The following is a 21,900-nucleotide window of genomic DNA, read 5'->3' as shown; positions in this document are numbered from 1 at the left end:
CGCCTGCGTCCTTCAGCTTTACGAGGGGGTGAAAAATGCCACCAGTCTTTGCGCAAGCTTATGACCTGCGTCGCGCTTGGACAAGGTGCCCCAGTCATCCTCTCCAGAAGAATCCATAAGGATGATGTGATTGGCATCGCCGCCAAACACATTGCTGTGCGCACCCACATCATTGGCGAGGAGCCAGTCGCAGCCCTTGCGCTTTAGTTTGGCGCGCGCATGGGCCAGAACATTGTCCGTTTCAGCCGCAAAACCGACAACCAGCGCCGGTCGCCTGTCATGATCAAGCGCACTGACCTCGGCCAGAATATCGGGATTGCGCAGCAGTTTGAGCGCCGGCACGTCGGCATCATCCTGCTTCTTGATCTTGGATGTTGCCGGTATCGCCGCCCGCCAATCGGCAACAGCGGCGCAAAAAATCGCCGCGTCCGCGGGTTGGGCGGCAAGAGCGGCCATCACCTGTTCGTGCATTTGAAGGGCCGTGTCGACTGCAATGATCTCACAACCGGTGGGCATTGCCGCCTCGGCGGGGCCGGTGATGAAGCTGACCCTTGCGCCCTGCGCCACCAAAGCCTCGGCAATCGCCGTGCCCTGCTTGCCCGAGGAGGCATTGGAAATATAGCGCACCGGATCGATCCATTCCCGGGTGGGGCCCGAGGTGACAATGACATGCCGCCCGGCAAGGGGCTGGTGGTTGGCGGTTGCGAAATAATTGCTGATGGCACCGAGAATGGCGGAAGGTTCGGCCATCCGGCCCGGCCCGAATTCGCCACAGGCCATTTCCCCCTCATCGGGGCCGGCAAATTGGACGCCATCAGCGCTGAGGGTCTTAAGATTGCGCTGGGTGGCCGCAGCTTCCCACATGCGCACATTCATCGCCGGGGCGACCAGAATGTCGGTATCGGTGGCGAGAATCGTCGTCGAGGCCAGATCGTCGGCGCGGCCCTGCGCCATCTTGGCGAGGAAATCGGCGCTGGCGGGGGCAACCACAATCAGGTCGGCGGAACGCGACAATTCGATATGGCCGATCTCGGCCTCGCGGGTCAGGTCGAATAATGCGGTCAGCGCTGCATGGCCCGAAAGGGTCGAGGCGGAAAGCGGGGTGACAAATTCGGTTGCCGCCTGCGTCAGGATCGGCTGCACGCTGCCGCCCTGTTTCTGGATCAGGCGGATCAGCTCCAGAGCTTTATAGGCGGCAATCCCGCCGGTGATGATCAAGAGGATGTGTTTGCCGCTGAGTGTCATCGGCCCGCTCCTTACCCCATGATCCGGATTAAAAACGCCAGACTGGCCAGCGACAGCAAGACACAGGTGATCGCGATCAATGTGTTCATCAGCCGGGGCGGTTTGGCCTTGTGCGCTTCATAGTCGTCGAGCGCTGCATTGGCCCGCACCACAAGCCCGGGGATCATGCCCAGCGTCTGGGTTGCGGTGTCCACATGGGTTTTAATCTCGGCCAGGCGTCCCGCCGGGCCGATCTGGCGTTTGAGCCAATCGCTGACCACCGGTTCGGAGATTTTCCAGATATCGAGATCGGGATCGAGCGCCCGGGACACGCCCTCGACCAGCACCATGGTCTTTTGCAACAGGATCAGTTCGGGCCGGGCCTGCATCTGGAACATGTCGGTGACGGCAAACAGCTGCCCCAGCACCCGGGCCATGGAAATCTCGCGCGACAGCCGGCCCTGCAGGGGTTCGCCGATGGAACGCAGCGCCAGGGTGAAGTCACCGACCGACTGGTTTCTCGGCACATAACCGATGTCGAAATGCCGTTGGGCGATCATTTCGTAATCGCGGGTGATGAAGCCATAAATGATATCGGCGAGGAACCGGCGCTCCCTGGGCGAGATGCGGCCCATAATGCCGAAATCGACCGCGATGACCCCATGGGTCTTTGGGTCGGCAAACAGATTGCCCGGATGCATGTCGGCATGAAAAAAGCCGTCGCGAATGGCGTGCCGCAAAAAGCTCTGCATCAGATGCGCGGCCAGAAGTTTGCGATCAATGCCGGCCGCATCCAGCGCATCAAGGTCGCGAATGGGAATGCCCTCGATCCAGGATGTGGTCAGCACATTGGGCGCCACCAGATCCCATTCCAGTTGGGGCACGGCAAAACCGTCATCGGCGGCAATGTTTTCGGCAAATTCGGAAATCGCCGCGGCCTCGAAGCGCAAATCGAGTTCGAGCCGGGCCGATCGATCCAGAATTTCAACCACGGAGACCGGTTTGAGACGCCGCAGCGCGGGGACAAACCGTTCGGCCAGCCGGGCGCCGGCATAATAGCTTTCAAGATCGCGCCGGAAACGGTCGCGCACACCGGGGCGGAGAATTTTCACCGCAACCGGCTGCATCTCTCCGTCATCCTGTTTGAGCCAGGCCTTGTGCACCTGGGCAATCGAGGCGGCGGCAATGGGGGGCGACAGGTCCTGCAATTGGGCAGCCTTCGGCCCCAGCGCCGCCTTGAGGAGGCCGGGCACCGTCGCCGGATCGAACGGGGTCATGCGATCCTGCAGGGCCGACAGGTCTTCGGCAATTTCGATGCCGACAATGTCGGGGCGGGTGGCAAGGGTCTGCCCGAATTTCACATAAGTGGGCCCCAGCCGGTTCAGCGCCCGGGTCAGCCGCTCGACCCGGCCGGTCTTGCGCACCGCGCCCCGCTCGACCAGCCGCAATGTACTCAGCCCGAGCCGCGCGGGCAGGGGCAGGTCCTTCGCCTCGATCAGCGAGAACGCCCCCTCGCGCGCCAGAACGAACCCGGCGCGGAAAAGGCGCAAATAAGCGGATAATCCCATCGGCCGGTCCTAAAGCTTCCAGCCGCTGTGCAGCGCGGCGATATTGCCGGTAAAGGCGGAATGGGTGACCCGTTTGAACCCGGCATCGGCAATCATTTTGGCAAAGGCATCGGGCCGGGGGAACTGGCGGATGCTCTCGACCAGATATTGATAAGGGTCGCCATCGCCCGTGACCATCTTGCCGATCGGCGGGATCAACCCGTCGGAAAAGGCATTATAGACCCGGTCGAGCCCCGGCACATCCACATGGGAGAATTCCAGCACCAATAACCGTCCGCCGCGCTTCAAAACCCGATGGGCTTCTTTCAGCGCCTTGTCGATGCGCGGCACATTGCGAATGCCAAAGGCAATCGTATAGGCGTCAAAATAATCGTCTTCGAAGGGCAGTTCTTCGGCATTGGCTTCAACAAAGCTGGCCTTGCCGGGATAGCGCCAGGCCTTGGCGCGCTCGGCCCCCACCCGGAGCATGTCGGAATTGATGTCGGACACGGTGACATCGGCATAGCCATGGGATTCATTGATGATGCGCATGGCGATATCGCCGGTGCCCCCGGCCATGTCGAGCACGCGATAGGGGCGCTTGCCCTGTTTCGGCGGCGCCAGCCGGGCAACCATGGCGTCTTTCCATAAGCGGTGCACACCACCGCTCATCAAATCGTTCATCAGGTCATAACGGTCAGCAACCCCGTGGAACACGGCATTGACCAGCCCCTGCTTATCCTCAAGCGCGACTTGTCTGGCTCCGAAATGGGTGGTTTCCTGCGGCTCACTCATGCGATATCTGGCTCGAAAAAATGTGGTCTCTACTATAAGAGCTGCACAATACCCGAACCGGCGGCCATTATCCATGCGTCATCGGGTGTCATGGTAACGGGGTTAAAGCATGCCAGAACTGCCCGAAGTCGAAACCGTCCGGCGCGGGCTGGCGCCGCTGATTACCGGCGCGCAAATCAAGGGGGTTACCCTTAATCGCCCCAATCTGCGTTTCCCCTTCCCATCGGGCTTTGCCCAAAGCCTGACCGGGCGGACCATTAAAGCGGTCAACCGACGGGCCAAATACCTGCTGATCGAACTTGATGACGGCATGACGCTTCTAAGTCATCTGGGCATGACCGGTAATTTCCGGGTGGCGGATACCCCTCTTGATCAGCCAAGCCGCCTGCGCCCGGCCGCGGCCCCCGGCAAGCACGATCATGTGGTTATTGCCCTATGCGCTCAAAACGGGCAGATGGCGGACCTTGTCTATAGCGACCCGCGCCGTTTCGGCTTTATGGACCTGTTTGCCAGGGAAGCGGATTGTGCCTTTCTCAATTCGCTCGGGCCTGAGCCGCTCGGCAATGAACTGACCTCCGCTTACATTGCCAGCCGTTTTGCCGGGCGCAAGACCCCGGTCAAGACCGCGCTGCTCGATCAGCGCCATATTGCAGGTCTGGGCAATATCTATGTCTGCGAGGCGCTCTGGCGTGCCGGTATCGCCCCGCAAACCCTGGCCTTGCATCTGGTGACACCCGACGGCCAGCCGAGGGCGGAACTGGAGGCACTGGTGCGCGCCATCCGCGATGTTCTGGCCGCCGCAATCGAGGCGGGCGGGTCGACCCTTAAGGACTTCCGCAATGCAAAAGGCGAGGCGGGTTACTTCCAGCACAGTTTCGATGTATATGACCGCCGGGACAGCCCCTGCCGGACCGCCGGTTGCGGCGGCAGCATTGTCCGGGTCGTCCAGTCGGGGCGCTCGAGCTTTTACTGCCCGCAATGTCAGGTGGAAATCAGTTGACGTCCTGCCCGGTCCTGACTATAACGCCGGGCAATTGGCGGCTTGTGGCCGCCGCTTTCATTTACCGACCGGTTCTGGGATGCGCATAAGCGCCAGGATTTTCCGGTCGCAACGCCCAAGAGGTTTTTCATGGCCAATACGCCTTCGGCGAAAAAAGCGACCCGCAAGATCGCCCGCCGCACGGAAGTCAACAAGGCTCGCCGCTCCCGCATGCGCACATTCCTGCGCAAGGTCGAGGAAGCTATCACGGCGGGGAACAAGGACGCTGCAAACGAGGCCCTCAAGGTCGCGCAGCCCATCATTCAGCGCGCAGCCGGTCACGGCATCGTTCACCGCAATGCGGCCTCGCGCAAGGTTTCGCGTCTGTCCAACCGGATCAAGGCTCTCGCCTGAGAATCGGTTGAATACGGCCCCAGACCACCGGGTCTGATCTTTCAAAAGCCCCCTTCCGAGGGGGCTTTTTTATTGTCTGCACACCTGTCACCTCAATGTCACACTCTGCAAAGATTGGTAAACGCGCGAAATATCGATTTTTGCTTATACCGGCCGTGACCGGTTTTTGCCTGTTTGGGTGACATGTCAAAAAGCCTTCAGAATCAGGGCACTGCGCCGCGCACTCATCCCCGCCCCGTCGATGCTTTAGAACATGGTAAATTAGGCCGTGCGACAGCGCGAAATTTTTTTTTAAACCCCGTCTGAAAGGCCCCCGGTCAAGATTCTGTGTGGAGTCTCAGGGCATTAAAATTATGTTAACTTCTCTTCACACGGGCATTGACTGACGCCCCCCAGAGTCAACCTGTTTTTTTGCCCTCAGGCGGATTGAAAGCCAAAATTTGGCTGGCTAAGATAGCCGTGTTGGATCAGAAAAAGGGCGTCGAACACGCGGCGTCGGCGAATGCTATAAATGTTGGGGGAAGTCATCATGCGGCATAAGAAGGCCACTTCGATCAGGTCTGAACTACCCTTTGGTAATCGGCAACACGCCGAACTGAATTTAAAAGTCAGAGTATTTTTGGGGTCTCCCGAAAACTAGTAATCTATTTGGCCCTTATCGGCCGCGTTCAATAAATCCCTGCAATTTCGGACCGCTATACTTGGCGGTGATGGCGAAGCTTTGTCCGGAATTGCAAGCATATACAAATGTGTCGGTTTGGCTCGCCTTGCGTAGCCGTTCAGACATGCAAGAGGCAGAACACAATGAAAAACATGATTGTAACAGGACGTACCGATGTGCTCGAAGGCGGCAGCGCGGAAGGTGCACAACCTGTTCGGACAGGGGACAAGAAGATGGGAGCTCGCGGCAACAAGCCGGTCACGGCCGATACATGGACACGCGTTCGACAAATGTTGCGCGCAGCGGTTGGCGAAGACGTGTTCACAAGCTGGTTTGCCCGACTGGAACTGGAAGAGGTTGTCGACGATCTGGCCCACCTCTCTGTCCCTACCCGTTTCTTGTGTTCCTGGATCCAGTCGAATTATGCCGAACGCATTCTGGAAGCCTTTCAGCAGGAAACCCGTGACATTCAGCGCCTGCACTTTACCGTGCGGGTAAATGGTCAGGCCCGGCCCCGTCTGGTGCCGCCCGCCGAGCCCGTGGCTGCCGAACCCAGCCATGGTGATCCGGCGCCGGCCCCGGCCCGCCCCATGGCCCCGGCCCAGGCTGCCCGTACCGATGCGCTCTCGGGCAGTGCGCTTGATCCGAAAATGACCTTCGATACCTTTGTGCCCGGTGGCCCGAACGATATCGCCCTTGGTGTTGCCAAACAGGTGGCCCATGCCGCCGCCAACAACACGGTGACCTTCAATCCGGTCTATATCCATTCAACCGTTGGTCTGGGTAAATCCCATCTGCTCAACGCCATTGCCTGGGCCGCCGGTGCGGCGGACGCCAACCGCAATGTGGTCTATCTGACCGCCGACCACTTCATGTATCATTTCATCACCGCCGTGCAGCGCCAGTCGGCGATCGGTTTCAAGGAATGGCTGCGCCGCATCGATCTGCTGCTGATCGACGACATGCAGTTCCTCCAGGGCAAATCCGCGACCGAATTCGGCCACACGCTTTCCGCGCTCCTTACCGGTGCCAAACAGGTGGTTGTTGCAGGGGACGCGCCGCCGCGCGATCTCGACATGCTCGATGACCGGGTGAAATCACGCCTTTCGGGTGGCCTTGTCGTGCCGATCAATCCCTTTGACGAGGAATTGCGCCGGGCCATTGTTGCCCGCCGGGCCGAACAGGCGACCGTCCGGTTTGCCGGGGTGCATTTCCCAACCCCCGTGCTCGATTATATCGCCCATTCCGTGGTCTCCCATGGCCGCGATCTCGACGGCGCTGTAAACCGGTTGGTCGCGGCCAATCAGCTGACCGGTGAGCCGATCACTGTGGGGCTGGCCGAAAAGACCCTTGCCGATCTGATCCGCTCGCGCGAAAGCCGCCGGGTGCGGATTGAGGACATTCTCAAAATGGTCTCGCGCCATTACAAGGTACCGCGCAATGACCTGCTCTCGGCCCGCCGCTCGCGCGATGTCGTCCGCCCGCGTCAGATTGCCATGTATCTGGCCAAATCCCTGACCGCCCGTTCGCTGCCGGAAATCGGCCGCCGTTTTGGGGGACGCGATCACACAACAGTGCTGCATTCCGTGCGCAAGGTTGAGCAGCTGATGAAGGATGATGGTGAGCTGCAGCAGGAAGTCGAACTGCTCAAAAAGATGCTCGAGGAATAACAGGCGACCGGCACGGCCGCCAATCAGGAACCCGCCAGAAAACATTCTGGCCAGGCCGTCTCCTTGCGGGGCGGCAAGGGGGAGCACGGGGAACGCGGCGGGCAGGCTGCGTTCCCCGTTCGTTGTTTTATCCACCGTCAATGCCCCCCAAGGGTGCTTGAAGCTGACCCTTGATGACGATATGCACAACTACCAACAATACAAGGACAGGCAGGGCCTTTGACCCGCTTGCCTTTTTGACCGTCTCTTGCGATTGTCTCACCCCCTCCGAACATGGGGGTTGACCGCTTTCAAGGCGGCACACGACCGGGCAGGGAATTGAGTTATGAAAGTCACGCTTGAACGTAATCATCTTCTGAAATCGCTGGGGCACGTCCATCGTGTCGTGGAGCGGCGCAACACCTATCCAATTCTCGCCAACGTATTGATCAAGGCGGCGGATGACGGTCTCGACCTCAGGGCCACCGATCTTGATATCGAGGTGACCGAACACGTGCCCGCCATGATCGGCACGCCGGGTACCACCACCGTGCCCGCCCACACGCTTTATGAAATCATTCGCAAGCTTGCCGACGGGGCCGAGGTCAAGCTGGAAACCGATGGTTCCGAGCAGATGTCGATCATCTCGGGCCGCTCGCGTTTTCACCTCGCCTGCCTGTCGCCGGAAGGTTTCCCGGATCTCAAGTCAGGCAGCTTCTCGCACACGTTTTCGATGCCCGCCGCAGCCTTGCTGGAACTGATCGAACGCACCCAGTTCGCCATTTCCAATGAAGAGACGCGCTATTATCTCAATGGCATCTATTTCCACACCATCACCTCGGACCAGACCGAAGTGCTGCGCGCGGTTGCAACCGATGGCCACCGCATGGCCCGGGCTGAAACCACAGCGCCTGAAGGGGCCGCGGGCATGCCCGGCATTATCGTGCCGCGCAAGACCGTCTCCGAGGTGCAAAAACTGCTCGATGGCGCTGAAGGCGATGTCGAGGTGGAACTCTCCGACACCAAGATCCGCTTCTCGGTGGGCGGTGTTGTGCTCCTCTCCAAGCTGATTGAGGGCACATTCCCAGATTATGACCGGGTGACCCCGAAGAACAATGACAAGCTGATGAGCGTTGACCGCGCCACTTTCGCCACCGCTGTTGACCGCGTGTCGACCATTGCCTCCGAGCGCGGCGGCAAGGCGGTCAAACTCTCCGCCGGTTCAGGTCAGCTGGAATTGTCGGTGACCAATCCCGACCACGGCACGGCCAGCGAGGAACTGGCAGTTGAATTTGAGCCCGAGAGTTTCGAGATCGGCTTTAATGCCCGTTACCTGCTCGATATCGTGGGCCAGATCCGCTCGGAAAATGTCAGCTTCCTGTTCAACGATTCCGGCTCCCCCACCCTGGTGCAGGAAGAGGGTGACGCCAAGGCGCTTTACGTTCTGATGCCGATGCGCGTTTAGGCGCATCACGCAAAACCCCGATGCGCGGCGCAGGGGGCAATCTCCTGTCGCCGTGCCTTTTTGGCCAGATCCATGCACATTTCCCGCCTCCGCCTGTCGCAATACCGCAATTACACGGCGGCGGCGCTTGATCTGGATTCCCGCCATGTGGTGCTGACCGGCCCGAACGGGGCTGGCAAGACCAATCTTTTGGAAGCTGTCTCGCTGCTTTCGCCGGGCCGCGGGCTGCGGCGCGCCCCCTTTGACAGTCTCATTCAGGCCGGCGCCCATGCCCAATGGGCGGTGGCGGTGACGCTTGAGACAAAGGACGGTCCGGTCGATCTGGGGACGGGGGCCGGCGGCGATGGCGAGGCCGGCCGACGGGTGCGCATCAACGGGGCCAATGCGAGAACCGTGGAGGCGCTGAGCGCCTATGTCCGGCTGATGTGGCTGACCCCGGACATGGACGGGCTGTTTCGCGGTCCCGCGTCCGACCGGCGGCGGTTTCTCGACCGGCTGGTCATGACCCTTATTCCCGATCACGGGGTGGCGGTGGCGGGGTATGAAAAAACCATGCGCCAGCGCAACAAGCTGCTCGATGAGGGGGGCGACGGGACCTGGCTTAACGCGATCGAGGCGCAAATGGCCGAATATGCCGGTGCGATCTATTTCGCCCGCGCCGACAGTCTGGGGCATTTGCAGCGGCTGGCCAGCGAGAGTGTCGACCAGGAGGCCTTCCCGGCCGCAAGGCTCGCGCTGACGCCATTGTTTGAGGATCATCACGAACCCACATCTTCCTCGACCCTGGAGGCCAGCCTGATTGCGCGCTGGCGCGACACGCGGGCACTGGACCGGGCCGCCGGGCGCACCATAATGGGACCGCACCGGGTCGATCTTGAAGTGGTGCACGCGCAAAAGGCCATGCCGGCCAATCTCTGTTCCACCGGCGAGCAGAAAGCCCTGCTGATCGGACTGGTGCTGGCCCATGCGCGGCTGGTCGCCAAGATGACCGGATTGACCCCCTTGCTGCTGCTCGATGAGGTGGCCGCCCATCTCGATCCGGACCGGCGTGCCGCCCTGTTTTCGGCTCTGAACAGCCTTGATACCCAATGCTGGATGACCGGGACCGATCCGATGTTGTTTGAGGCTTTGGGGGGCGGGGCGCAGCATATTGGGGTCAATGCAGGCCGTTTGGTGCCCGAGGGGGCATAAAAGCGGGCTCAGAACGTTGAAAAATCTCAAAAAAGCACCATTTCCCTTGGGGTACGGGGGGTGATCCGGTACAACAGATTAGCCAATTTCCACCCTGATTCGGGGCCCAATGAGCGACGATAAATTTCAAGATGCCGAAGACTATGGCGCAGACTCCATCAAGGTCCTTAAAGGCCTCGATGCGGTGCGCAAGCGGCCGGGCATGTATATCGGTGATACCGATGACGGTTCCGGCCTGCACCACATGGTCTATGAAGTGGTCGATAACGCCATCGACGAGGCCCTTGCGGGCCATGCCGACCTTGTTACCGTAACCCTTAATGTCGACGGTTCGGTGACAGTCACCGACAATGGCCGTGGCATTCCCACTGATATCCATACCGAAGAAGGCATTTCCGCCGCCGAGGTCATCATGACCCAGCTGCATGCCGGCGGTAAGTTCGACCAGAATTCCTACAAGGTTTCCGGTGGTCTGCACGGCGTGGGTGTTTCCGTGGTCAACGCGCTCTCGGTGTCGTTGAAGCTGAAAATCCGCCGCAAGGGCAAAATCCACGAGATGAGCTTCAGCCACGGCGTGGCCGATGGGCCGCTTGAGGTGACCGGGGATGCGGGCGACGAGACGGGCACGGAAGTAACCTTCCTGCCCTCGAGCGAGACCTTCACCATGGTCGAGTTCGATTTCCCAACCCTTGAGCACCGTTTGCGGGAGCTGGCCTTCCTCAATTCCGGCGTGCGCGTTCTGCTGACCGATAACCGTCACCCGGAACCCGTCAAGGTGGAACTCTATTACGAGGGCGGGCTTGAAGCCTTTGTCCGCTATCTCGACCGCACCAAGTCACCGCTGATCGATGCGCCGATTGCCCTGATCGCGGAAAAGGACGGCATCACCGTTGAAGTGGCGATGTGGTGGAATGACAGCTACCACGAAAACGTGCTCTGCTTTACCAATAACATCCCCCAGCGCGATGGCGGCACCCATCTGGCGGGCCTCCGCGGTGCCTTGACCCGTCAGGTCACCGCTTACGCGGAAAGCTCCGGGGTGACCAAGCGCGAAAAGGTCTCGCTGACCGGCGATGATTGCCGCGAAGGGCTGACCTGCGTGCTCTCGGTCAAGGTGCCTGATCCCAAATTCTCCTCGCAGACCAAGGACAAGCTGGTCTCCTCCGAGGTGCGCCCGGTGGTTGAGAATGTCGTCAATGAACGGCTCAACCAGTGGTTTGAGGAACATCCCACCGAGAGCAAGATCATTGTCTCGAAAGTGGCAGAAGCCGCCGCTGCCCGTGAAGCGGCGCGCAAGGCCCGCGAACTGACAAGGCGCAAATCGGCGCTGGAAATTTCCTCCCTGCCCGGCAAGCTTGCCGATTGTCAGGAAAAGGATCCCGCCAAGTCCGAAGTCTTTATCGTGGAAGGGGATTCCGCTGGCGGTTCGGCCAAGCAGGGCCGTGATCGCGGCACCCAGGCCGTCTTGCCGCTGCGCGGTAAAATTCTCAATGTGGAACGCGCCCGTTTCGACCGCATGCTCGGCTCCGACCAGGTCGGCACGCTGATCACAGCGCTTGGCACCGGCATTGGCCGCGAAGAATTCAATATCGACAAGCTGCGCTATCACAAGATCATCATCATGACCGATGCTGATGTCGACGGTGCCCATATCCGCACGCTGCTCTTGACCTTTTTCTACCGGCAGATGCGCGAAGTCATCGAACGCGGCCATCTCTATATCGCCCAGCCACCGCTTTATAAGATCAAGCGCGGCCAGTCCGAGCAATATCTGAAAGACGAGCGCGCGCTTGAGGATTACCTGCTCATGACGGGCACTGATGATGCCGCACTGGCGACCCGTGACGGCGATACCCGCGCCGGCGGCGACTTGCTGGCCGTGGCCGAACAGGCCCGCGACCTGGTGCATGCCATCAACAGCGTCAACACCCGCTATAACCGCACCATTATTGAACAGGCTGCCATTGTCGGCGCGCTCGATGGGGAAGCCGTGGCCGATCCGGCACAGGCGCAGGCCCTCGCCACCCGCGTGGCCAACCGGCTCGACCGCATCTCTGATGAGGTCGAACAGGGCTGGCAGGGCGAACCCGATGGCGAGGGTGGATTGACCTTCCGCCGCACCGTGCGCGGTGTCGAGGAAACCCATACCCTTGACGCAAGCCTTCTCGCCTCGACCGATGCAAGGCGGCTGCGCCAGATTGCCGGCCGGCTCGACGAACTTTATGGCGGGGTCGCAACCCTCAGCCGCAAGGATACCGAGACCCCGATTTACGGGCCGTTCTCGCTGTTCAGCGCGGTGACGACCTTCGGGCGCAAGGGCATTTCGCTCCAGCGTTATAAAGGTCTGGGTGAAATGAACCCCGACCAGCTTTGGGAAACCACCCTTGATCCCAATGCCCGCACCCTGTTGCAGGTTCAGGTCAAGGAAAGCGACATTGCCGACGAGACCTTCTCCCAGCTGATGGGTGATCTGGTTGAGCCGCGCCGCGACTTTATCCAGAGCAACGCCCTCACCGTCGCCAATCTCGACGTTTAAGCGCTTAAAGCCATTGCCGTTTTTTTAACGGCAATGGCGCACATCCGGCGGTGAGGGCCGCCTTTTTGCACCGCCTTGCCTGGTGGAATTCACCCCCGATAAACCCCCGCATTCTTAAGCCCACATAAACCGGCCACATTTACCCTTGATAGCCGGGCATGAATTTGGAGAGGCTTGGAATTTGCCAAGGCGCAAGGGATCGGGACGGCCGATGGATTTGAAGCTATCGCCGGAAGACAGGGTTGGTGGAACCGGCGGCAAGAAAAAAGGCCGCACGACCAAGACAACGCGCACACGCGCCAAAAAACCTGTCAAAGGCCGCACCAGCCGCAGCAAACGGACCAAGCCGAAGCTGACTTTTGGCCGGGTGCTTGGCAAGCTGTTTTACTGGGGCGTGGTGGCTGCCGTCTGGGGCGGTATCGCGGTCACCGGCATCGTCATTTATTACGCCATGCAATTGCCGGCCGCTGACACATGGGCCGTGCCTGAACGCCCCGCCAATATCCGGATCGTTGCCGCCGACGGGCAATTGATTTCCAATCGCGGCAAAATGGGCGGCGAGGCGGTCTCCTTCCGTGAATTGCCGCAATATGTGCCCGCCGCCGTGATCTCGATTGAAGACAAGCGCTTCATGAGCCATCCCGGCGTTGATCCCATCGGCATTCTGGCAGCTCTGGTCGACAATATCACCGAGGGGCGCATCGCCCGCGGCGGTTCCACCCTGACCCAGCAGCTCGCCAAAAACCTGTTCCTGACCCCGGACCAGAATATTGGCCGTAAAATCCAGGAAGCCCTGCTCTCGATCTGGCTGGAACAGAATTATTCCAAGGACCAGATCCTCGAGCTCTATCTCAACCGGGTCTATTTCGGCGCCGGTGCCTATGGCATCGAGGCGGCCTCCCAGACCTATTTTGCCAAATCGGCGCGCAACCTGTCTCTTGGGGAAGCTGCGATTCTTGCCGGTTTGCTGCAGGCCCCCTCGCGCCTCTCGCCCGACCGTCACCCGGAAGCCGCAGCCGCCCGCGCCCGTGTTGTGCTCAATGAAATGGCCGATGAAGGCTATATTTCCGAGGCGGAAGCTGCCGCTGCCGCAATCGATCCCAACAAGCGTATCCGCACCCGTGTAGCGGGCGCTGAATATTATGTGGCCGACTGGGTCGAGACCCTGATGGACGCCTATATCGGTTCGGTCGATGAGGACGTGATCGTTTATACAACTATCGACTGGGATTTGCAGAAACAGGGCGAGTTCTTTGTCCGCGAAATGGTGCGTGAAAACGGTCCCGACCACAATTTCAGTCAAGGGGCCCTGGTGGCGATGGAGCCGGACGGCGCCGTGCGCGCCATTGTCGGCGGTACCGATTATGCCAAGAGCCAGTATAACCGCGCCGTCACGGCCCGCCGTCAGCCGGGTTCATCGTTCAAGCCCTTTGTCTATCTGAGTGCCCTTGAGCATGGGCTGACACCGGACTCCATCGTTGAAGATGCGCCGTTTGAATATAAGGGCTGGAAGCCGCAAAACTATTCCAACAAATATGTCGGCCGGGTCACCCTGCGCGATGCGCTGGCCAATTCGCTCAATACTGTTGCGGGCCGGCTGGCCATCGAAATGGGCCCGGAAAGTGTAGTCAATACGGCCATGCGCCTTGGCATTTCGTCACCATTGCAGGCCGTGCCCTCAATTGCCCTTGGCTCCCAGGAAGTCTCCCTGCTGGAACTGACAGCGGCTTTTGCGCCTTTTGCCAATGGTGGCAACGGGGTGATTGCCCATGTGATTACCCGCATCGAAACCGCAGATGGCCAGCAACTCTACCAGAATATTCCCGCAGGGCCCGGCCGGGTCATTGCCCCGGAAAATGTGGCGATGATGAATGACATGCTCTCCTATGCTGTCGAAGTCGGCACCGCCAAGAAAGCCCATGTCGGCAACTGGCCGATTGCTGGCAAGACCGGCACGACCCAGGATAATCGCGACGCGGTATTTGTCGGGTTTTCCGCCCGCATGGTCACCGGCGTCTGGCTTGGCAATGACGATGACAGCCCGATGAAGGGCGTCGGGGGCGGCGGTTTTCCGGTCGCCATCTGGTCGGAATTCATGGAAAAAGCGCATCAGGGCCTGGCCGTTGCGGCCCTGCCCGGTGGCGATTACACACGCTTTGCAAATGCGGCCCCGGCCGCACCGGACAATGCCGGCACCCCGTCAGGCACGGAAAAGCCGCGCACCCTGGTTGATTTGTTCTCCGGCCTGTTTGGCAATTAGCGGCCCGAGTTTGGCTATTCCTTTTTCCCTCCCCTTGATGGGGAGGGTGGCCCGGCAAAGCCGGGTCGGGTGGGGTGGAGCCACAAGCGCCATGTTTTCGGGGAGATTGCAGTTTCCTTGTTTGGCCCTTCGGGCCAACCCCCACCCTTAATCCCTCCCCACAAGGGGGAGGGAGAGAGCGCTGCTCAAACCCTCGTTCTTCGACAGGCTCAGGATGCGGGTTTGGGAGGATTGGGAATTGCCGATGAGCGCAATGACAGCGTCGCTTTTGGGAGAAATGCGCTAGCTGTCCACGCCATAGGCCATGAGCTGTCTTCCATGCGCCTTCAGCCAGGCCCGGCCCCGGTTCATGTCGGGCAGGGTGCGTTCAACCGTATCCCAGAATGCCTGTGAATGGTTCATCTCCACCATATGCGCCACCTCATGGGCGGCGACATAATCCAGCACAAAGGGCGGGGCGAGGATCAAACGCCAGTTGAAATTGAGCCGCCCGGCGCTGGAACACGAGCCCCAGCGTGTGGATTGCCCGCGCATGGAAATGCCGGTGGGGCGCACGCCCAGCTGGCGGGCATGCAGACCCACACATTCCTCGATATCGCGCAAGGCTTCCGCCTTGAGCCAGTCCGTCAGCCGGCGCGCCATATGTGCCGGGCCGCCGGGCACCAGCAAAACCGTCCGCTCATCCTCGGCGATCACCTCGACAGTGCCCCGGACCCGTTCGGCCGCAACAATCAAATGATCGACCCCGCGCAGGGGAATAACCGCACCATCCCGGAACGAAACCCCGTCAGGGGTGCGTTTCAGCCGGGCTTCAAGCCAGGCCTGATTGCGGTTGAGAAACCCCGCCGCCTCGCGCCAGTGCCCATGGGGCGGCACGCTTAATACCGGTTTGCCCCCCGCCGCAATGGTCAGCCGGTAGCTTTTGGCATTCTGGCGCACCTTCACCGCGATGGTGACCTGTTGGCCATCAATCTCGGCATGGGTACTTTCCGGCCATTTGTTTTTGCCAAATCCGAGCATGAAGGGAAGGCTCACCTGATTCGTTTTCTGGTCGATTATGGGATATTTTTGGCCCTTAGAACACGGTGGCCGGGGGCATTGGAGCGCTCACAAAAAAACGCCCCTTCCATTCCAGAAGGGGCGCCAGTCCTGCGCATGGGGTTGGGGGGAACCGCCATGCTTCGGAGACCTTGGAGGGGCGGCCGCTAGGTGCGGTCGCCGGAATAGTCGTGGCCGTGATCCGGCCGGTTGTCATTGCCGTCGCGTGGATCCTTGCGGTCACGCATGAACCGGTCGAATTCCTCGCGGTCGCGGGCCATATGCAGATTGCGCATATATTCATGGAAAGCATTGACCTCTTCATCGAGGCGTTTGCGTTCCTCTTCCAGCCGCTTCATCTGCTCTGCGCGATAATCGTCAAAGGCAGCATTGCCGCTGGAATGGCGGGAACCGCGACGCTCATGGCGGCAATTCTTCGCCCAGTGCTTTTTGTCTTTTACCCAGGCTTCGGCCCGTTCGGCCGAACCGCCGAACTTTTCACCCCAAAGGATATAAGCCAGCATGGCAAGACCCAGGGGCCAGAAGATGATAAAACCGAGAACCATCAGGCCGATGGTAATCGGAGACCATTCAGGTTTGATAAGTGCAGTGTTCATTTTCAACTCTCCCAGTCACGAACACTGCTGATGTGGGGGCTGCGAGACGCCGGTCAACCCGTATTTTATGGGTTTTTCGGTCTTGAAATGCGGCTGGTGCATACTACACGCCCCTTGTTGCCGGGGGTTTCGGGCCCCTTGCGGGCAAAAAAGAAGGACAAATGGCCAATGGTGATACAACCGGTCTCGACCCATGCATGGCGCCCCTTGCGGTTGGCGACCCTGGTGCGTTTGCGCTGGCTGGCTATTGCCGGCCAGCTGGCCAGCGTGTTTTTTGTCGCCCTGTTCATCGGCTTTCCCGTGCCGCTTGTCGAATGTATCGCCCTGATCGGACTTTCAGCGGCGCTCAATATCGGTCTTCTGGTCTGGCTGGGGTCCAGCCACCGCATGACCCCCGGCTTTGCCGCCATCCAGCTCGCCTATGACTGTCTGCAGCTGGGCGGGCTGCTGTGGCTGACCGGCGGGCTGCAAAACCCCTTCTCGCTTTTATTGCTGGCCCCGGTCTCGGTCTCGGCGACCACGCTTACCCAGCGGGCCACCTTCCTGCTGTCGGTGCTTGTGGCCCTGATCGCCTCCGGGCTGGTGATCTGGCATCGTCCGCTGCCCTGGCATCCGCAGGCGCCCTTGCAGCTCGATGCGCTATATGTCGCAGGTATCTGGGCGGCGCTGCTGCTGGGTGTTGTTTTTATTGCCGCCTATACCAACCGGGTGGCGCATGAGGCGCGGCAATTGGCCGACGCCCTGGCGGCCACCGAACTGACCCTGTCGCGCCAGCAACGGCTCTCAGCGCTCGACGGGCTTGCCGCCGCCGCCGCCCATGAACTGGGCACCCCCCTTTCAACCATTGCGCTGGCCGCCAAGGAAATGCGGTCCGAACTGGGCGAGGGGCCGGTGGCCGATGATGCGCAGCTGATTATCGAACAGGCCGCGCGCTGCCGGGCCATCCTTGGCAAATTGCGCAATCTTGATGGCGACAATGATGATGGCCCGTTTGGCCGCGTATCCCTGCATGATCTGGTCGAGGAAGTGGCCAAAATCCGCGAGGTTCCGGGCAAAAACCTGATCATTCTGCCCGGCAGCGGCACCGGGCCGGAACCGTTTGTGACCCGCAATGTCAGCCTGCTTTATGGCCTTGGCAACCTCATTGAGAATGCGGTGGATTTTGCCCTGACCAGCGTGACCATTGAAATGGAATGGGACGGGGCCGGCTTTACAATCTCTGTCACCGATGACGGCGCGGGCTTTCCCCCCGACCTGATCACCCGGCTGGGCGAACCCTATCTGACCACCCGGGTGCATGGGCCGGGCAAGGACCCGGCAGCGGCGGGCGGGCTGGGCCTTGGCATCTTCATTGCCAAGACCTTGCTGGAGCGGACCGGCGCACAACTTACCTTCCGCAATGTCGACCCGGAGGGGCATGCCGAGGTGATTGTGCACTGGCGCGAGGGCCTGGTTTCCGACGGATGATTGCCGCGTCAGCTTTGACCTTTGTGACGGAAAATCCTATATGTCAGTTTGTACAGGTTCTAAATAAGGTCCGGGCCGGTAACAGAGGCCGCGGAGCCGCAGAACAAAAAAGACGGAGCGCAGGTGAAACACGAAGACGTCTCAGATGCGCCGGGGTCTGGAGTGAAAGTCATGGTACTTGACGAGCTTTTGAACCGCGATCGGTCCTTGCTGCTTGTAGATGACGACAAACCCTGGTTGACCCGGCTGGAGCGGGCCATGGAACGGCGTGGCTTTGATGTGCGCATCGCCGACAGCGTTGCCGGTGGTCTTGCCGCCGTTGCCGCCGCCCCGCCCGCCTTTGCCGTTGTTGACCTGCGGCTTGAAGACGGTAACGGGCTGGATGTGGTCTCGGCCCTGCATGCCCGCCGGGCCGATGCCCGCGCCGTGGTGTTGACCGGCTATGGCAATATCGCGACCGCCGTGACCGCGGTGAAACTCGGCGCGGTCGATTATCTGGCCAAGCCCGCCGATGCCGATGATGTCATCAAGGCATTGCTCTCCGATACCGAAGACAAGCCCGAACCGCCCGAGAACCCGATGTCGGCTGACCGGGTGCGCTGGGAGCATATTCAGCGGGTCTATGAATTATGTGACCGCAATGTCTCGGAAACGGCGCGCCGCCTCAATATGCACCGCCGCACCCTGCAGCGTATCCTTGCCAAACGCGCCCCGCGCTGATCGCCCGGGCCGCTCCCGACTTTGAATGCATCAGCGGATCTCTGGCCTTCAGGACCCGCCAAGGAGGTCAATATGTCCGTCACCCTTCATTTCCACGGTGCCGCCGGCACGGTTACCGGCTCCAGCTACCGCATCGTGCATCCTGGTGGGCAATTCCTTGTTGATTGCGGCCTGTTCCAGGGCAACAAGACGGTCAGGGAACTGAACCTCAAACCCCAGCCCTATGATCCGAAAGCCATTGACTATCTGCTGCTGACCCACGCGCATATCGACCATTGCGGCCTGGTGCCGAAACTCTATCGTGAGGGCTTCCGGGGGCCGATACACCTGACAGCGCCCACCGGCGGGCTGATTGAATTCCTGCTCGAGGACGGTGCCGGTATTCAGGAAAGCGAAGCCGAGCGCGAGAACCGCAAACGCTCCCGGCGCGGCGAACCGCCGGTCGAGCCGCTCTATCAGGTCAAGGATGCCGAAGAGGCCTTGAAACACCGGGTGCCGCATGAATATCAGCAATGGGTTGAACCCGGCCCCGGCGTGCGTTTCCGGTTCTGGAATGCCGGCCACATCCTTGGCTCCGCCTCAATCGAGGTAGAGGTGGACGATGGCGAGGGCCAGAAAATCCGCCTCCTGTTCTCCGGCGATCTCGGCCCTGACGAAAAGGTGTTCTACAAGGAACCCGATGCCCCCTCCGGCTTTGACTATATCCTCTCCGAATCCACCTATGGTGGTCGGGAGCGCGAAGATTATACGCTGAACCAGCGCCGCGAGGCCTTAAAGACCGAAATCAATGCCGCCTTAAAGCGCGGCGGCAATCTGGTCATCCCCACCTTTGCCGTCGAGCGCTCGCAGGAATTGCTGCATGATATCGGCTATCTGATCAAAAGCGGCGAGGTGAACCCCCATCTGGTTTTCCTCGACTCGCCTCTGGCCCGCAAGGTGACCGGCGTCTACAAGAAATATGCCGGCATGTTCGATGATACGGAACTCGGGGCCGAGGAATTGTTCTCCGACAATCGCTTCCGCATTGTTGAGAGTGTGCAGGAATCAAAGGACATCAACAATATCAAGGGCGGCGCGATCATCATGTCGGCCTCCGGCATGTGCGATGCCGGCCGGATCAAGCATCATTTGCGCAATAACCTGATCCGCCATGATGCCACAGTGCTGTTTGTCGGTTATCAGGCGCCGGGCACGCTCGGCTCGGTTATTCAGGGCGGCGCCAAAGAAGTGCGCATTCACGGCTCACTGGTGCCCATCCGCGGCACGATTCGCACCATCTCCAACTATTCCGCCCATGCCGATCATTCCGAACTGATGGACTGGATCCGCGAGCGCCTGCCCGCCCATGGCGCGATTTTTCTCACCCATGGCGAGGACAAGGGCCGCAACGCCATGCGGGAAGCACTGATCCATTTAGGCATTGGCGGCGATCAGGTGGTCATGCCCCAGCTCGATGACGCTTTTGAATTGCGCGCCTCGGGGCTCGGTGAAGTCACCAAGCCGCTGGCCCGCCGGATCGATCCGGTACAGTTCAGCCGCGACTGGCATAATGAATTCTCCGATTTCACCATTCAGCTGAGCCAGCACCTGCATGAGGCGAAAACCGACCGCGAACGGCTTGAACTGATGCAGGCACTCAAAAAGGCGCTCGAGAACGCCGCCTAGGCGGGACCCGGATCCATCAGGGCATGGATCCGGTCGGCCCCCAGCCGGGTCAGCTTCAGCATCATCGCCTTGCGCCGTGCCGCAGGCAGGGGGTCATCCAGCGCATCACGCAAAATGTCCGCCCCGTGCCCGTCGGCCACGATCAACCCTTCAAATTCGGGGAAGATTTCCGCTTCCAGTTCCGGCGGTTTGGCAAAGAAAAACCGGTCGCAGAATGCCTTGTATTCGGGCCATTTGCTGTCGACCCGGAAATCCTCAAGGCTGGATTTGATCTCGATAATCCAGATTTGCCCCTTGGGTCCAACCGCCAGCACATCGGCGCGCCGCCCATTGGCGAGCGGCACTTCCGCATAACAGCACAGATCATAACGGGCCCGAAGGAACCGCATGACCCCCCGCTGCACCCGCAGCGCTGTGGCGGATTGCCTTCTATCAACAATGGGCGGAAGCTCAGTCATCAGCCGCCTTTGGGCGTAATGACCCGATCGAGAACCAGCTGAGAACGACGAGGGGCAAACAGATTCCGAAAGCCATACGCAGCCCGTAATGTTCGGCGACAAAGCCCAGCAGGGGCGGGCCGATCAAAAAGGCGACAAACGACAATTGCGCCAGCGCGGCGACATTGATGGCAGCGGGCCGGTCCGTGCGTTGGGCGGCGGCTGACATGGCGAGCGGGAAAATCGCGCTGGTGCCCAATCCAGCAAGGGCAAAGCCGAAAAGCGCGATATAGGGGTGAGAAGCGGTGGTGATGATCACCGCGCCGGCCCCAAGGGTGAGAATGAGGGTGCGCGCAACGGCCACCGGGCCGAACCGCTCGATATAGCCATCGGCAAAAAACCGTGCCAATGCCTGGGCCAGCGCGCCCACGGCAAAGGCCAGCCCGTTGACGAAGGGGGCGGCGGCAAAAATATCGCGCATGAAAATCACCGACCAGTCGGCCCCCGCGCCCTCAAGGAACATGGCAGAAAGCGACAGGGCAACCAGCGCCATGATGTCAAAGCTGGGCACGGCAAACCGGGGCGCTTTCGCCTGGCTGGCGGCATGCAGGCGGGCGGCGGCCGGGGTCATCCGGCCCAGCATGAGCACCACACCCACCGCAATGATCGGCACCATGCCCAGCAAATGCAGTTGCGGGCTGACCCCGGCCTGCTTGGCAAAAGCCCCGATCATGCCGGCGGAGAAAAAGCCGAAACTCCAGAAGGCATGACAGCGGTTCATGATGCGCCGCCCAACGAGATGTTCGGTCCGGTCGGCCTCCACATTGGCGACCACTTCAATCGCCCCGATTGTCAGGCCCATGAAAAACAGGATGCCGAACAGCATGGCAGGGCCGGTGGCAAAGCTGGCGGTCGCAATGATCATGCCGAGCAGGATAATGCCAAGGGTGAGGGTGCGCCGGTAACCGAGCCTGTCAAGGACCGGGCTGGCAAAGGTCAGTGAAATCATTGTGCCAATGCCACCGCCCGTCAGCGCCAGCCCAAGGGCACCTTCGCGCACACCCATGGCCAGCTGCAGGTCGCCAATGCGCGGGTAAAGCCCGCCCAGCGCCAGTGAATAGATGAAAAACGCACCATAAACCCGCATCTGCGGGGCAAGGTCGAGACCGAAACGCATGATTGAGACTTCCCGTTGAATCGGGGTGAGATTAGGGGGTCGGCAGGTGTTAGACAAT

General features: G+C 60.5%; 17 protein-coding genes. 10 read left to right on the top strand and 7 right to left on the bottom strand.

Translation table 11 applies throughout. From position 1 onward, the window contains the following. Positions 1 to 18 precede the first annotated feature (18 nt). The 3 genes from coaBC to ubiE are packed head-to-tail and all read right to left on the bottom strand — an operon-like array spanning position 19 to position 3,566. Positions 19 to 1,245 (bottom strand): bifunctional phosphopantothenoylcysteine decarboxylase/phosphopantothenate--cysteine ligase CoaBC, encoded by a 1,227-nt coding sequence (gene coaBC, locus L1P08_RS10720; protein ID WP_303617009.1) that lies wholly within the window; start codon positions 1,243 to 1,245, stop codon positions 19 to 21. Between the two features lie 11 nt (positions 1,246 to 1,256). Next, positions 1,257 to 2,792 carry a 2-polyprenylphenol 6-hydroxylase gene (ubiB, locus tag L1P08_RS10715; protein ID WP_303617008.1) on the bottom strand — a complete coding sequence of 512 codons (1,536 nt, stop codon included), beginning with the start codon at positions 2,790 to 2,792 and terminating at the stop codon, positions 1,257 to 1,259. Positions 2,793 to 2,801: 9 nt separating this feature from the next. Next, positions 2,802 to 3,566 (bottom strand): bifunctional demethylmenaquinone methyltransferase/2-methoxy-6-polyprenyl-1,4-benzoquinol methylase UbiE, encoded by a 765-nt coding sequence (gene ubiE / locus L1P08_RS10710; protein ID WP_303617007.1) that lies wholly within the window; start codon positions 3,564 to 3,566, stop codon positions 2,802 to 2,804. Between the two features lie 109 nt (positions 3,567 to 3,675). On the opposite strand from ubiE, the gene mutM reads away from it, so the two are divergent. From mutM to L1P08_RS10675, 7 genes are all read left to right on the top strand, one after another. Continuing rightward, positions 3,676 to 4,566, top strand: a complete 891-nt coding sequence (gene mutM / locus L1P08_RS10705) for a bifunctional DNA-formamidopyrimidine glycosylase/DNA-(apurinic or apyrimidinic site) lyase (RefSeq protein ID WP_303617006.1) — start codon at positions 3,676 to 3,678, stop codon at positions 4,564 to 4,566. Positions 4,567 to 4,695: 129 nt separating this feature from the next. Next, entirely contained in the window at positions 4,696 to 4,959 is a 264-nt protein-coding gene (gene rpsT, locus L1P08_RS10700; protein ID WP_303617005.1) for a 30S ribosomal protein S20, read from the top strand. 894 nt (positions 4,960 to 5,853) lie between these two features. Next, positions 5,854 to 7,290, top strand: coding sequence for a chromosomal replication initiator protein DnaA (dnaA, locus tag L1P08_RS10695; protein WP_303619547.1), 1,437 nt, complete (start codon positions 5,854 to 5,856; stop codon positions 7,288 to 7,290). Between the two features lie 325 nt (positions 7,291 to 7,615). After that, complete coding sequence (gene dnaN / locus L1P08_RS10690; protein WP_303617004.1) at positions 7,616 to 8,734, top strand: DNA polymerase III subunit beta; 1,119 nt, start codon at positions 7,616 to 7,618, stop codon at positions 8,732 to 8,734. Positions 8,735 to 8,794: 60 nt separating this feature from the next. Continuing rightward, positions 8,795 to 9,925: a DNA replication/repair protein RecF gene (gene recF, locus L1P08_RS10685; protein WP_438268406.1), complete on the top strand. Its 1,131-nt coding sequence runs from the start codon at positions 8,795 to 8,797 to the stop codon at positions 9,923 to 9,925. A gap of 109 nt (positions 9,926 to 10,034) precedes the next feature. Then, positions 10,035 to 12,461 carry a DNA topoisomerase (ATP-hydrolyzing) subunit B gene (gene gyrB / locus L1P08_RS10680; protein WP_303617002.1) on the top strand — a complete coding sequence of 809 codons (2,427 nt, stop codon included), beginning with the start codon at positions 10,035 to 10,037 and terminating at the stop codon, positions 12,459 to 12,461. Positions 12,462 to 12,672: 211 nt separating this feature from the next. Next, positions 12,673 to 14,721, top strand: a complete 2,049-nt coding sequence (locus tag L1P08_RS10675; protein ID WP_303617001.1) for a transglycosylase domain-containing protein — start codon at positions 12,673 to 12,675, stop codon at positions 14,719 to 14,721. A gap of 282 nt (positions 14,722 to 15,003) precedes the next feature. Here the strand turns inward: L1P08_RS10675 and L1P08_RS10670 are convergent, their stop codons facing one another. Continuing rightward, a complete protein-coding gene (locus tag L1P08_RS10670; RefSeq protein WP_303617000.1) occupies positions 15,004 to 15,741 on the bottom strand; it encodes a M48 family metallopeptidase in 738 nt (245 codons plus the stop codon). A 185-nt stretch (positions 15,742 to 15,926) separates the two neighbouring features. Then, entirely contained in the window at positions 15,927 to 16,376 is a 450-nt protein-coding gene (locus tag L1P08_RS10665; protein ID WP_303616999.1) for a DUF2852 domain-containing protein, read from the bottom strand. A gap of 168 nt (positions 16,377 to 16,544) precedes the next feature. On the opposite strand from L1P08_RS10665, the gene L1P08_RS10660 reads away from it, so the two are divergent. The 3 genes from L1P08_RS10660 (at position 16,545) to L1P08_RS10650 (ending at position 20,228) form a co-directional block, all read left to right on the top strand. Then, positions 16,545 to 17,843, top strand: a complete 1,299-nt coding sequence (locus L1P08_RS10660; RefSeq protein WP_303616998.1) for an ActS/PrrB/RegB family redox-sensitive histidine kinase — start codon at positions 16,545 to 16,547, stop codon at positions 17,841 to 17,843. Between the two features lie 171 nt (positions 17,844 to 18,014). After that, positions 18,015 to 18,563, top strand: a complete 549-nt coding sequence (locus L1P08_RS10655) for an ActR/PrrA/RegA family redox response regulator transcription factor (protein WP_303616997.1) — start codon at positions 18,015 to 18,017, stop codon at positions 18,561 to 18,563. 72 nt (positions 18,564 to 18,635) lie between these two features. Then, the gene (locus tag L1P08_RS10650; protein ID WP_303616996.1) at positions 18,636 to 20,228 is read left to right on the top strand and encodes an MBL fold metallo-hydrolase; all 1,593 of its coding nucleotides are present in this window, start codon (positions 18,636 to 18,638) and stop codon (positions 20,226 to 20,228) included. On the opposite strand, the gene L1P08_RS10645 is transcribed toward L1P08_RS10650, so the two are convergent. Both L1P08_RS10645 and L1P08_RS10640 read right to left on the bottom strand, forming a co-directional pair. Next, positions 20,225 to 20,686, bottom strand: a complete 462-nt coding sequence (locus tag L1P08_RS10645) for an MmcB family DNA repair protein (protein ID WP_303616995.1) — start codon at positions 20,684 to 20,686, stop codon at positions 20,225 to 20,227. The two genes, L1P08_RS10650 and L1P08_RS10645, sit on opposite strands and share 4 nt — an antisense overlap. Next, positions 20,679 to 21,842: an MFS transporter gene (locus L1P08_RS10640; protein ID WP_303616994.1), complete on the bottom strand. Its 1,164-nt coding sequence runs from the start codon at positions 21,840 to 21,842 to the stop codon at positions 20,679 to 20,681. Before L1P08_RS10640 ends, L1P08_RS10645 begins: the two co-directional genes overlap by 8 nt. Between the last annotated feature and the right edge of the window lie 58 nt (positions 21,843 to 21,900).

This window comes from Mariluticola halotolerans (assembly GCF_021611515.1).
Taxonomy (GTDB): Bacteria; Pseudomonadota; Alphaproteobacteria; order Rhizobiales; family Devosiaceae; genus Mariluticola; species Mariluticola halotolerans.
The sequence above is the reverse complement of the archived record's forward strand: the minus strand, read 5'-3'. Positions and strand labels throughout refer to the sequence as shown.

Bases quoted from the DNA above. Each gene is read 5' to 3' on its own strand.
- L1P08_RS10655 (WP_303616997.1), top strand. From the start codon at position 18,015: ATGGTACTTGACGAGCTTTTGAACCGCGATCGGTCCTTGCTGCTTGTA.
- ubiB (WP_303617008.1), bottom strand. From the start codon at position 2,792: ATGGGATTATCCGCTTATTTGCGCCTTTTCCGCGCCGGGTTCGTTCTG.
- L1P08_RS10645 (WP_303616995.1), bottom strand. From the start codon at position 20,686: ATGACTGAGCTTCCGCCCATTGTTGATAGAAGGCAATCCGCCACAGCG.
- L1P08_RS10675 (WP_303617001.1), top strand. From the start codon at position 12,673: ATGGATTTGAAGCTATCGCCGGAAGACAGGGTTGGTGGAACCGGCGGC.
- L1P08_RS10660 (WP_303616998.1), top strand. From the start codon at position 16,545: ATGGTGATACAACCGGTCTCGACCCATGCATGGCGCCCCTTGCGGTTG.
- gyrB (WP_303617002.1), top strand. From the start codon at position 10,035: ATGAGCGACGATAAATTTCAAGATGCCGAAGACTATGGCGCAGACTCC.
- dnaA (WP_303619547.1), top strand. From the start codon at position 5,854: ATGGGAGCTCGCGGCAACAAGCCGGTCACGGCCGATACATGGACACGC.
- L1P08_RS10670 (WP_303617000.1), bottom strand. From the start codon at position 15,741: ATGCTCGGATTTGGCAAAAACAAATGGCCGGAAAGTACCCATGCCGAG.
- L1P08_RS10665 (WP_303616999.1), bottom strand. From the start codon at position 16,376: ATGAACACTGCACTTATCAAACCTGAATGGTCTCCGATTACCATCGGC.
- dnaN (WP_303617004.1), top strand. From the start codon at position 7,616: ATGAAAGTCACGCTTGAACGTAATCATCTTCTGAAATCGCTGGGGCAC.
- ubiE (WP_303617007.1), bottom strand. From the start codon at position 3,566: ATGAGTGAGCCGCAGGAAACCACCCATTTCGGAGCCAGACAAGTCGCG.
- L1P08_RS10650 (WP_303616996.1), top strand. From the start codon at position 18,636: ATGTCCGTCACCCTTCATTTCCACGGTGCCGCCGGCACGGTTACCGGC.
- rpsT (WP_303617005.1), top strand. From the start codon at position 4,696: ATGGCCAATACGCCTTCGGCGAAAAAAGCGACCCGCAAGATCGCCCGC.
- coaBC (WP_303617009.1), bottom strand. From the start codon at position 1,245: ATGACACTCAGCGGCAAACACATCCTCTTGATCATCACCGGCGGGATT.
- L1P08_RS10640 (WP_303616994.1), bottom strand. From the start codon at position 21,842: ATGCGTTTCGGTCTCGACCTTGCCCCGCAGATGCGGGTTTATGGTGCG.
- mutM (WP_303617006.1), top strand. From the start codon at position 3,676: ATGCCAGAACTGCCCGAAGTCGAAACCGTCCGGCGCGGGCTGGCGCCG.